Genomic DNA, 11900 nt, shown 5'->3' with positions numbered 1-11900 from the left:
CCTCGATCTCAGCCGACTGGGTCGAGGTGATCACCCGCTCGGATTTATAGAGCCCGGCGGATTTCAGCCCGGCAAGCTCGCTGTCGATGTGGGAAAGGAATGCTGTGGTCATGGTTCGGCCTTGTTCGGTTTGCAGCGGACTGTCGCGCTACGCGGGCCAAAAATCCATCGCAAAAGCGACGGCTTCGGTGGCGAGGAGCGAAGCCGGACGGCCATCGTTTGCGCGCCCGGGGGGCACGGCTGCGGAACAATGCCATCAAGTTTCACGTCACCCGTGAACACCCTGATAACCATTCCGCCAGCTTTCGATTACTGTTGAAGCAACAGTTCCGCAGGTTTTCGGACCTGTTAACCCTTTCAAGTCAATGGTGTTCTTGTCATGAATCCGTGGCAGAACTCCGTTCGACCGAGGGTCACCTAGAATATGTCGCAGCAGCCGGCGCAAACCATCTCGGGCAAGCTCATCCTGCTGATCAAGACCGGCTACTGGCTGGCTCTATTGATCATCGCAGCCATGGTCATGGCGTCCTTCATCCTGCTGCAGCAAATGATGGCGGCGCAACAGCACAACCACACGCTGCTCGATATCGTCGGCACCCAGAAGGCGTTGTCGCAGCGCATCGTCTTCCTGGCCAGCGCCACCGGTTCTGCTTCACGCGACAAACAGACAGCCCTGGTCGCGGCACTCAAGCAGGCAACCACCGAGTTCGAGACGAATTACGATCTCCTGCTGGAGGAGACGGGGGCCGACCCGCTGTCGCCAGCCCGGTCGGATCCAAGATCGATCGAGAGCGTGCTGTACGCCAAGCCGTTCCACCTCGACTATTTCTCGGTCGGGCTTGTCGCCAATGGCCAAAGGCTGATCTCGTCCTTTGAAACCCAGCTCAGAAACAACGGCGCCTACAAGGGCGGCGGCGAGCGCGTCAACCTCGACGCCTCCGTCGCCAACGCGACGCTGTCGGGCTATGCCGCACTTGGCCAGCGCATCAACGCCTTTGCCGACGAACGGTCGGAGAAGCTGCTCGATCTTCACCGCACCCTGTTCTACGCCACCATCGGTGTCATCGTGCTGGTCGCGCTTTTCATCTTCCGGCCGATGTCGAAGGCTATCCTGCGCAAGACGCATGAGCTTGTTGATGCCCGCAACTCCATGGCTTTCATCGCCGTGCATGACGGGCTGACCGGCCTGCACAACCGCACCTTCCTGACCGATCATTTCGAAACGCTGATCAAGGGCGCGCATCGCCGGCGCGAAAGGCTGGCGGTGATCCAGCTCGACCTCGACCGGTTCAAGCAGATCAACGACACACTCGGTCACGCCGCCGGCGACTATGTGCTCGTCGTCACGGCGCAGCGCATGCTCGATTCCTGCCGCGCGTCGGATCTCTGCGCCCGGCTCGGCGGCGACGAATTCGTGATGATCCTCAATGGCGCCGGTGGCACCGAGGACATCAACATGCTGGCCAGGCGCATCCTCGAGCAGATCAACGAGCCGATCATGTTCCAGGGCACGACCATCCTTCCGGGCGCCAGCGCCGGCATTGCCGTCTATCCCATCGACGCCGACAATGCGGCGGATCTGCTCGTCCACGCCGACCTCGCGCTCTATTCCGCCAAGAAGCTTGGCGGCGGCAGCTTCTCGTTCTTCTCAGAGGAACTCAGGCGCGAACTCGATTACCGCAAGCAGCTCGAGCACGACATCAAGGTCGCCATTGCGGAGAGTGCCTTCCAGGTCTATTTCCAGCCGCAGGTGTCGCTGACCAATGGCGCCATCAGCGGCATCGAGGCGCTGGTGCGGTGGAAACATGCCGAGCGCGGCATGATCTCGCCAGGCGAATTCATTCCCGTCGCCGAAAAATGCGGCTTCATGCCCGGGATCGGCCGCATCGTCTTTGCCAAGGCGATCGAGCAGGCAGCCGAATGGGATCGCGCCGGGATCGAGTTCGGGCGGCTTGCCGTCAACGTGTCGGGCACCGAGCTGCGCGAGCCCGATTTCGACCGCTTCCTGTTCGCGACGCTGGAAAAGGCCGGCCTGGCGCCCCAGAAACTGTCGCTGGAGATCGTCGAATCCGTCATTCTCGACGACGAGAAGACCGGCATCGCAGCCAAGCTGAGGCACATCCGCGCCGCCGGTGTCCATCTCGAACTCGACGATTTCGGCACCGGCTATGCCTCGCTCAGCCATGTCAACCCGAACGAGATCGACCGGCTGAAGATCGACCGCCGCTTCGTCCAGAACATCAACGAGAATGGCGACAACAGCAAGATCGTGCGCGCCATCACCGAACTGGCCCGCGGCCTAGGCATCTCGATCGTCGCCGAGGGGGCGGAAACCGAAGCCGAGCTCGATTCGCTGATGGCGATCGGCTGCGACCAGGTGCAGGGCTATTCCATCGCCTTCCCGATGCCGCAGGACAAGGCGCGCGAATGGCTGCTGGCGCGCAGGCCGAAGAAAGCCAAGCTTAAGGTGCTGCAGGGCAATTTAGCCTAGACTTTTGCCACGCCGGTGCCGGTCATTTGGCCGGCGCGACATTTGCCCGAAGTGCTGCCAGCACCTCGGCGAACTCGGCCAGCCTGTCGTCCGGCAATCCTTCGCGCAGCCGCTTGTCGAAGATGAGAGCCGCCGCGCGCAGTTTCAGGAACATCACTTCGCCGGCTTGCGTCAACTCGACCTGATGAACCCGGCGGTTGTCGGGATCGCGGCGGCGCGTCAGCAGGCCTTGCGCTTCCATGGCGTTGAGATGGTGGGTCAGCGTGGCGCCCTGGATCCCGATCATGCCGGCAAGCTCGCGTTGATTGGCAAGCTCGCTCGACTTGACCGAAAGCAAGGTCACCCACACCGGAAGCGTGCCGCCAGCCTCGACCAAAGCGGCGTCAAATGCCTGCGCCACCAGCTTGGATGTACGCGCGAGATTCATGCCGACGGGCGGGCGGTCAAAGGGAGTCATGAGCCGACAGTAGAACAAGGCACCGAGCGAGGGAACGCGGCATTATTAATTGACATCGAATCATTCGATACCTAACTATCATGCCTGTCGATCTACCAGGCGTATTGTCCTGCATTCGGCAGGACCCGAGGGACAGGCGGCGGGCAACGAGGAAAACGGTCATGCAATATGTCTACATCGTCATTATCGGCCTTCATGTCATGGCCGGCGTGTTCTGGGCCGGCACCACGATCACGCTTGCCCGCGATCCCGAGATCAAGGCGGAGCGCTTCATCGTGCCGCAAATGGGCTCGGCAGGCGTGGTGTTCGTGACCGGCGCACTGCTCTGGTATTTCTTCCACGGCGCCTATTTCGGCTCGATGGAAATGGTCTTGGCGCTGGGCATCCTGGCCGCCTTCGCGGCTGCCGGCGTTCTCGGCGTCGTGGTTCGCAAGACCAGCCGGCTGCTTGCCGGCGCGGACGCCGCCACGGAGAGGGCTTTGCGCGCCAAAATGGCTGGCGGCGAGCGCATCGCCGCCTGGCTGCTGGTGCTCACCGTCCTTTGCATGGCGACCGCCAGGATGATTTGAGCCCTGTCGCGTTATCGCCCGGTTGAAGCATTCCGCATCGTGCGTCGCCTGGCTCCCGCCGGTGGCGTACGCGGCGCGCAGCTCGGACGGATGTGCAAGGTGGCTCTCCGCACAGAGGTTTGGCTGCGCGCCACCCATCGGGCGGAACGGATTTAGATCCGCAAGCCGAACCTGATGCCGTCATAAATGGCGGCGTGGATGTTGCGTGAGGCGACCGCATCGCCGATGCGCAACAGCACGAAGCCGCCTTCGGGATTGCGTGAGGGGAAGATATCGCCACCGCCGACCAGCCGTTCGTAGTCGACCGCGCCGCCATTCTTCGACAGCGGCTTCAGCGCGAGATAGAGATCGTCGAGTGGGGCCGTGCCATGCTCGACCACCACCTGGTCGACCCGCCTTTCGCCGCGCCAGCCATCGGCAAAGTCGGAGGCCAATTCGGCGACCAGTTGGTTGCCCTCGCGCCGCACCGAGCGCAACCTGGTGTTGATGGTGATGGTGACGCCCTTTTCCTGGAATGCACGCATATAGGGAACGTGGTTCATGCCGCCCATTTCGGGGGCGAAGAAACGTTCCGGCGAAACCAGTTCCAGCTTTGACCCGGCATTGGCGATCAGCTCCGCCGCGCCCATGCCCTGGTGGCCGCCATTGTCGTCAAAAAGCAGCACATTTTCGGCCGGCTTGACGCTGCCGGCCATGATGTCCCAGCTCGAGGTCACGAGATTATCGCCTGATGTCAGCGGCGGGTTTTGCGGCAGGCCACCTGTCGCAATCACCACCACGTCGGGCTCCAACGCCAGCACATCGCCCTGCTCGGCCCATGTATCGTAGCGGATCTCGACGCCGAGCCGGTCGAGTTCGGCCAGACGCCAGTCTATGATGCCGATCAGCTCCTTGCGGCGCGGGTTCTGCGTCGCCAGCCGAACCTGACCGCCGGCCTGACCGGAGGCTTCGAGCACCGTGACGTCATGGCCGCGTTCTGCCATGACGCGGGCTGCCTCCAGTCCGCCGGCGCCTGCGCCAACGACGACGACTTTCCGCTTGGGTCCTTCTGTCTTGACAATGATGTGCGGAATTTCGGCCTCGCGACCGGTCGCCGCATTGTGGACGCACAGCGCCTCGCCGCCTTCATAGATGCGGTCGAGGCAATAGGTGGCGCCGACGCAAGGGCGGATTTCGTGCTCGCGGCCTTCCATGACCTTCTTGATGATGTGCGGATCGGCGATATGGGCGCGGGTCATGCCGACCATGTCGAGCTTGCCGGTGGCGATGGCATGGCGCGCGGTGGCGACATCGGAAATCCGCGCCGCATGGAAGGTCGGGAATTTCGTCGCCGCCCTCACCTCACCGGCGAAGTCGAGATGCGGCGACGAGCGCATGCCGGTCACCGGGATGACCTTGGTGAGCGCTGCGTCGGTCTCGATCGAGCCGCGTATGATGTTGAGGAAATCGACCTTGCCGGAGCCGGCGAGCCGCCTGGCGATCTCGATGCCTTCTTCCTTAGACAGGCCTTTCTCAAAATCCTCGTCGGCGACCATGCGGATGCCGACGACGAATTTTTCGCCGACCGCCGCCCGCACCGCATCCAGCACCATGTCGGTGAAGCGCAGCCGGTTGTCGAGCGAACCGCCGAACTCGTCGTCGCGCTGGTTGGTGGCCGGCGACCAGAAGCCGTCCATCAGGTGGCCGTAGGATTCGAACTCGATGCCGTCGAGGCCGGCGGCCTGGCAGCGCTGCGCGGCGGACGCATAGTCGGCGACGATGCGCTCGATGTCCCAGTCCTCGATTGTTTTGGGAAAGGCGCGGTGCGCAGGCTCGCGCACCGGCGAGGCCGACAGCACCGGCAGCCAGTCGGCCTTGTTCCAGCCGGTGCGGCGGCCGAGATGGGTGATCTGGATCATCACCTTGCAGTCATGTTCGTGGCAGGCGTCCGCCAGTTCGGCCAGCCATGGCACGATGCGGTCGTCATAGACATGCAGATTGCCGAAGGCGGCCGGGCTGTCGCGCGAGACTATGGCCGAGCCAGCGGTCATGGTCAGCGCCATGCCGCCCTTGGCCTTCTCGGCGTGGTAGAGCCGATAGCGCTGCTTCGGCATGCCGTCCTCGGAATAGGCCGGCTCATGGCTGGTCGACATCACCCGGTTCTTCAGCGTCAGGTGCTTGAGCTGATAGGGCTGGAGAAGCGGATCGTTGGCGGTCATTGTCTTCCTGCTTTGTCAAACTGTGCTAATGAGCGCGGAAAATCCCAAGGAAACCGCGATGATCGACACCAAAACCCTCACCCAGCTCGGCACCCAGGTCGAGACGCCACAGAGCCCTGAAGCAGCGGTCCTGGAGACCGTGCCGTTCCAGCGCGGCGACGGGCCGCCGGCCATCGTGCGCTTCACCTGCCCGGAATTCACCTCGCTGTGCCCGGTCACCGGCCAGCCGGACTTCGCCCATATCGTCATCGATTACGCGCCCGACGCCGCCCTTGTGGAATCGAAGTCGCTCAAACTGTTCATGACCTCGTTTCGCAACCATGGCGCTTTCCATGAAGACTGCACCGTGATGATCGGTCGCCGCATTGTGGCGGCGACCAAACCGCTGTGGTTGCGCATTGGCGGCTATTGGTATCCACGCGGCGGCATTCCGATCGACGTGTTCTGGCAAACCGGCGCGCCGCCCGAAGGCGCCTGGCTGCCCGACACCGGCGTTGCGCCTTATCGCGGAAGGGGTTGAATTCTCACGCTTAATGTCGGCTGGACAGCGCCCCCCTCTGTCCTGCCGGACATCTGCCCCACTTGAGGGGAGATTGGCTGGCGCAACGGTCTTCACCAATCTCAGACGTGGCAGAACGAGCGGGGCAGCGAAACTGCTGATCTCCCCACCCGTGGGGGAGATGTCCGGCAGGACAGAGGGGGGCGCGAAGGATCGCCGACTTTGACCATCCATCATTCGCATTGATACTGGCTCAGCGCCCATTCGCCGGTCACCGAGAGCAGGTCAGATATCTTCCAGGCGCCGTCGACCTTCTTCAGCTTCCACTCCAGCCGGTGCTGATTGCCTTCGACGACGAAGGCGACAACAACCTTGGCCTGATCACCATTGACGGCCTCGATGCTCTTCAGGCTCTTGTCGATTGCAAGCTTGTCGTAATCGGCATTGTCGAGCGCCATGTTGGGGTCGAGGCATTCGCCCTGCCCCGACGCCCGCAGCGCATCGCTCTTGTCGAGCACGGTCTTGGCTGGATCGACGAAGTTCTTGCGCTGGGTCGGATCGAGCTCCAGCCCGAGACGTTCGTAGAACGGCTTGACGACTGCCGTCGGCGAGCCCGGCAGGACCGGCGCGGCCGGCTCGGATGGCGGCCATGCCAGGGGTGGTGTCGCCGGCTCCACTGCATTGCCAGGTGGATTTGCAGGCTGTGCGCCGTCCGGCACTGTCTCGGCCGGTGCATTTGCCGGTGGCGGACCGAGCAGCCCTTGAGCCAAGGCACCACCGTTCAGCCCTCCTGCCGCCAGCATCGCTAGAGTCGACAACGCCAAAGCGAGACAGCGCGTCGCCATCACTCCGGAGCTTTGTCCGGCATGCACTCCAGTGCGCTCAGCGTCCAGTTGCTGGTCTTGGAGGAGATGTCGGCGACCTTCCATTTGCCGTCGATTTTCTTCAGCGACCACAGCATTTCACGTTTGGACTCATCGCCTTCCGCAAAAAGGCTGAACGTCGCCGTCACCTCGGCCGTATCGCCGTTGACGGCCTCTGCCAGCTTCAATGTCCTGGCAATCGTCTTCTGGTCGAAATCCTGCGCGTCGAGGCCGGGATCGAAGTCGAGGCAGGCGACCTCGTCGGGCCTGTTCTTCTGCGCCTGGTCGTTGAGATCGAAGAGTTTCGTCACCGGCTCGGTGAAGCGGTCGCGATATTTGGCGTCCCCTTCGAATTTCACTTCAGGCACATAAAAGAACTTCACGGCGTTCGAAGCCGGCCCGGCCAGCGCGACGGCGGGCAAGGCAATCGAAAGGGCAGCGGCCAGCACTATCGGTTTCATGCAGGACTCTCCGGATGTTCGGCGGCAAGGTCGCAATACCACACATCCTGCATATCGGCTTTTTTGCGGCTCATGAAGTCCTGGCGTGCACCGTCTCAGCCGTCCAGCCAGACGTTTTGCAGGTCCATCTCGAAGGTCTGGTGGACGCCGTAGTTCTTCACCTTCTTGTTCATGTGGCTGTAGAGCTTCTGCCAGAAGGGCTGAATGATAACACCGGAATCCTGCAGGATCTGCTCGACATCCTTCATCACTTCGCGCCGCTTCTCCACGTCGATCAGTGAAAGCGCCTGCTTCAGTTTGGCGTCAAAATCCGGATTGGAATAGGCGGATTCATTCCAGGCTTCGCCGGTGCGGTAGCCGAGCGCCAGCACCTGGACGCCGAGCGGACGCATGTACCAGATGGTCATCGAGTAGGGATATTTCGTCCAGTCGTTCCAGAAGGTCGACCCCGGCAGCACGGTGCGCTTCACCTTGATGCCGGCGTCGCGTAATTGGCCGGCGATCGCGTCGCCGGTGTTCTTCTGCCAATCGTCCTCGATGGTGATCAGCTCGTGCTCGAAGTCGGCCTGGCCGGCGTCGGCCATCAGCTTCTTGGCGCCGGCGGCGTCTCGCGCCTTCTTGGGCAGCGCAAAATACTCCGGATGGATCGGGCTGACATGGTGATTCTCACCGACGGTGCCGCGCCCGGCATAGCCGAGTTCCAGCACCGCCTGGTTGTCGACCGCCATCTGCAGCGCGTTGCGCACACGCTGGTCGTCATAGGGCTTGTGCGTGACGTTGGTGCGCGCAACCAGCGTGGTCGCAGTCGCGACTTCCGATTTCTCCAGCCCCATCTTGTCGAGGATATCGATGAAGTCGGCCGGCGATTCGAAGTTTAGGTCGATCTCACCGGATTCGAATGCGTTGACCGAAGCGTTGAAGTCGGTGCCGTAGTCGATGAATTCGACACTATCGAGCGGCGCTTCGCCGCCCCACCATTTGCCGTTCTCGCGGCGCTTCACCACCGCCTTCTGGCCGACATCGTAGGAGACCAGTTCGAACGGCCCTGTACCGATCGGCTTCTTGACCGGGTCGGCGCCGTCGGCATCGAAACTGCGGTGGACGACGAGTGCGGGATAGTCGGTGAAGTTCGGGATCAGCGAGATGTCGGGCTCGGCAAGCGTCAGTTTGACCGAGAAGTCGTCGACCTTGGTGATTGCGCCGTCCCTCGCCTTGCCGGTCTTGGCGTCGATCAGCGCACCGACGCGGGCGGCCATGGAATTGCCGGCGACGCCTTTTTCGCACCAGCGCGTCACATTGAAGACCACGTCATCGGCATTGAAAGCGTCGCCATTGTTCCAGCTAATGCCTTTGCGCACATGCAGCGTGTATTCGGTGGCGTCGTCATTGACGTCCCAGCTTTCGAGCAGCACCGGCTCGAAGGTGAATTCCCTGGTGTAGCGAACCAGAGGCTCCAGCCAGGTGCGCGAGATGTTGGCGAGTTCCACCCAGTCATAGGTGCGCGGATCCTTCTGCGCCTTGACCGACATCGATATGTGCAGCGTGCCGCCCTTCTTCGGCTCCTCGGCAAAGGCCTGTCCCGGCGCGGCGAGGCCGATCATGCCATAGGCCAGCGCCGTCGAGGCGCCGAACGCACTTGCCAATGCAAGAAACTCGCGCCGGTCCATGCGGCCCGCACGCGTCTCTTGCGCCATCGTCTCGATGGCGGCTGGGACGCGATCGCCATTGCTTCTGAACAGTGTCATGTCTTCCTCCCTTGCGGTTCCCGTCGGGTCTTCGCCCGTTATCAAACTCACGCTGGTGTCTTGTCAGCTGACGCTGTCGGGCAGCCTCTCCTCGCGCTGCGCGATAAAGTCCCTGAGGCCCTCGGCGACGCCCTCGTCGAGCTTCGGCTCCTCATAATCGGCAAGCATGTTGCGGGCTTTCTCGCGGCCGCGCGTGTCGTGGTCCTTGGCGCCTTCAGCCTTCCACTGTTCGTAGGAGTTGAAGTCCATGATCGATGGCATGAAGAAGGCGGACTCGAAATGCTCGAGCGTGTGCTGGGTGCCGAGGAAATGCCCCTGCGGCCCGACCTCGCGGATCGCCGCCATCGCCTCCTTGAAGTCGTCGAACGGCAGGCCGCCGGCATATTTGTACCAGCCGACAAGCTGCTCGCAGTCGGTGGCGAATTTCGAGTAGCCGCAGGTCAGGCCAGCCTCGAGCCAGCCAGCGGAATGCCAGATGTAGTTGGCGCCGGCGAGGATGGCGGCATGCATCAGCATGTTGGATTCATAGCCGGCCTGGGCGTCGTTGAGTTTCGACCCGACATGGAAACCGGAGGTGCGCCAGGGCAGTTTGTACTTCCGCGCCAGCGCGCCCATCAGATACATCATCTGGGCCGCCTCAGGTGTGCCGCCCATCGGGGCGCCCGTCTTCATGTCGACGGTGACCATGAACTGGCCGTAGATTTGCGGCGAACCCGGGCGGATGAGCTGCGTGAAAGCAACGCCGGCCAGTGCTTCGGCATTGACCTGCGCTACCGCCCCGACAGCCGAGGCAGACGTCGAGGCCCCGCACAGCGCGAAGGGCGCCAGGATCAGCGGCTGGTTGTGGCGGGCATAGACTTTCATGGCGTCCAGCATGGTCGCATCCCACACCAGCGGCGAGTTGCAGTTGGTGATCGACACCAGCACCGGATTTTCGCGGACGAACTCGTCGCCGAAGACCAGCCCAGCCATCGCCATCGTGTCCTCGGCCCGCTCCTTGGAGGTGACGATGCCCATGAACGGCTTGTCGGAGTGCTTCAGCGCCGAATGGATGATGTGGAGATGCCGTTTCGGCACGGCGATTTCCATCGGCTCGCAGATGATCGAGCTCGACGAATGCAGCGCCGGCGCCATGTAGGCGAGCTTGTGGAAATTGTTGAGGTCGGCAAGCGTGCCGTAGCGCCGGTTGTTGTCGAGGTCGCGCACATAGGGCGCGCCATACATCGGCACGAAGACCGAGTTCTTGCCGCCGACGCGCACGGTGCGTTCGGGATTGCGCGCGTTGAGCGTGAACTCGGAAGGAACCTTCGAGACCAGTTCCAGCAGGAGGGCGCGATCGATGCGGACACGTGTTTCCGAGACATCGGCACCCGCCGCCTTCCACATGGCGATGGCTTCGTCGTCGCGGAACTCGCATCCGACCTCTTCGAGGATGGCGAGCGACTCCTGGTGGATCAGTTCCACCGCCTCATCCGGGACCATCTGATAGGCAGGGATCTGGCGGACCAGGGTCGGGAACGAGGTGACGGGTGCGCTCCTCAGCGCCTTGCGCCCCAGGCGACCGCCGCCCCGGCGGTGGGTTTGCTCGGTCAGTTCAGCGGCCGGTGCGTTCATGGAACCTCCCTTGCGTCCTGTCCAGCCAAGTTAGCGAGACGAAATATGGATGTGACGCTGGAAAATCCTGATCTCTTGTATAAGCTCAGCTTATGCGAAGCCTGCGCCACCTCCTGCCGTCGGCCGGCAGCCTGATCGTCTTCGAGGCGGCGGGCCGGCTATCGAGCTTCACCGCCGCCGGGCGCGAGCTCGGCATGACGCAGGCCGCCGTCTCCTATGCGGTGCGCGGGCTGGAGGAACAGCTCGGCGCCCAGTTGTTCCAGCGCCGCCATCGGCAGGTCATCCTGACGGAGGCCGGCGAGCGTTTCCACGCCGATGTCTCGCTGGGCTTGTCGCATATCCGCAAATCGGCAGAGGACCTTCGCCTGCAGGTGACCGGCGGCCATGTGACGGTTGCGGCGTCGACGGCTTTCGGCTCGTTCTGGATGATGCCCCGCCTGCAGCAGTTCCGCGACGAACTGCCCGGTATCGACCTGCGCATTCAGACAGCCGACCGCGACCTCGACATCATCGCCGAAGGCATTCCGCTTGGCGTGCGCGGCGGCCTGCCGAAGCAATGGGCGGACTATCACTCGCTGCCTTTGGCCGCCGAGGAGATCTTCCCGGTCGCTGGCCCCAGCTATCTCGCAAAGTTCGGCCTTCCGGGGACCGTCGCCGAACTGGCCACGCACCGGCTCATCCATCTGGAAGAGCCCTATCGCGAGGCCGCCAACTGGGACGAATGGTTTCAGTCGGCCGGCGCCAGCCTTAGCGATGTTGGTCGCGGCCTTCGCATCAACGACTATGCGCTGGTGATCCAGGCGGTCATGGAAGGACAAGGCATTGCGCTGGGCTGGCGGCATCTGGTCGAGCGGCTGGTGGCATCGGGTCTGCTGGTGCCGGTGACGGATCATGTGCTCAAGACCGGCAACGTGTTTTACGTGATCTGGCCGAAGAACCGCGAGCTGAGCGAGAATGCGCGCAAGGTCAGGGATTGGCTGGCGGCGCAGGCGTAGTCACTGAT

The 11900-nt window shown here is 62.8% G+C and carries 10 protein-coding genes; 4 read left to right on the top strand and 6 right to left on the bottom strand.

Annotated elements, in window-relative coordinates:
* The first annotated feature begins 424 nt into the window (after nt 1–424).
* Nucleotides 425–2491, top strand: a complete 2067-nt coding sequence (locus ACWTU9_RS31960) for a putative bifunctional diguanylate cyclase/phosphodiesterase (protein WP_454589416.1) — start codon at nt 425–427, stop codon at nt 2489–2491.
* A gap of 22 nt (nt 2492–2513) precedes the next feature.
* On the opposite strand, the gene ACWTU9_RS31955 is transcribed toward ACWTU9_RS31960, so the two are convergent.
* Nucleotides 2514–2918 carry a MarR family winged helix-turn-helix transcriptional regulator gene (locus ACWTU9_RS31955; RefSeq protein ID WP_455861798.1) on the bottom strand — a complete coding sequence of 135 codons (405 nt, stop codon included), beginning with the start codon at nt 2916–2918 and terminating at the stop codon, nt 2514–2516.
* A gap of 191 nt (nt 2919–3109) precedes the next feature.
* Between ACWTU9_RS31955 and ACWTU9_RS31950 the strand changes: the two genes are divergently transcribed.
* On the top strand, nt 3110–3517 hold the full coding sequence (locus tag ACWTU9_RS31950) for a hypothetical protein (RefSeq protein WP_455861797.1): 408 nt from the start codon (nt 3110–3112) through the stop codon (nt 3515–3517).
* Between the two features lie 152 nt (nt 3518–3669).
* Here ACWTU9_RS31950 and ACWTU9_RS31945 read toward each other — a convergent pair whose 3' ends face one another.
* On the bottom strand, nt 3670–5715 hold the full coding sequence (locus ACWTU9_RS31945; RefSeq protein ID WP_455861796.1) for an oxidoreductase: 2046 nt from the start codon (nt 5713–5715) through the stop codon (nt 3670–3672).
* A 58-nt stretch (nt 5716–5773) separates the two neighbouring features.
* On the opposite strand from ACWTU9_RS31945, the gene queF reads away from it, so the two are divergent.
* Nucleotides 5774–6235: a preQ(1) synthase gene (gene queF / locus ACWTU9_RS31940; protein ID WP_454589420.1), complete on the top strand. Its 462-nt coding sequence runs from the start codon at nt 5774–5776 to the stop codon at nt 6233–6235.
* Nucleotides 6236–6447: 212 nt separating this feature from the next.
* On the opposite strand, the gene ACWTU9_RS31935 is transcribed toward queF, so the two are convergent.
* From ACWTU9_RS31935 to ACWTU9_RS31920, 4 genes are all read right to left on the bottom strand, one after another.
* A complete protein-coding gene (locus tag ACWTU9_RS31935) occupies nt 6448–7059 on the bottom strand; it encodes a hypothetical protein (protein ID WP_455861795.1) in 612 nt (203 codons plus the stop codon).
* On the bottom strand, nt 7059–7538 hold the full coding sequence (locus ACWTU9_RS31930) for a DUF3828 domain-containing protein (RefSeq protein ID WP_455861794.1): 480 nt from the start codon (nt 7536–7538) through the stop codon (nt 7059–7061). The genes ACWTU9_RS31935 and ACWTU9_RS31930 overlap by 1 nt, the downstream gene beginning before the upstream one ends.
* A 95-nt stretch (nt 7539–7633) precedes the next feature.
* Entirely contained in the window at nt 7634–9283 is a 1650-nt protein-coding gene (locus ACWTU9_RS31925; protein ID WP_455861793.1) for an ABC transporter substrate-binding protein, read from the bottom strand.
* A 63-nt stretch (nt 9284–9346) separates the two neighbouring features.
* Complete coding sequence (locus ACWTU9_RS31920; protein WP_455861792.1) at nt 9347–10897, bottom strand: trimethylamine methyltransferase family protein; 1551 nt, start codon at nt 10895–10897, stop codon at nt 9347–9349.
* 92 nt (nt 10898–10989) lie between these two features.
* Here ACWTU9_RS31920 and ACWTU9_RS31915 point away from each other — a divergent pair, with 92 nt between their 5' ends.
* A complete protein-coding gene (locus ACWTU9_RS31915; RefSeq protein WP_455861791.1) occupies nt 10990–11892 on the top strand; it encodes a LysR substrate-binding domain-containing protein in 903 nt (300 codons plus the stop codon).
* Nucleotides 11893–11900: the final 8 nt, after the last annotated feature.

The organism is Mesorhizobium sp. 128a, from assembly GCF_053848025.1.
The sequence above is the reverse complement of the archived record's forward strand: the minus strand, read 5'-3'. Positions and strand labels throughout refer to the sequence as shown.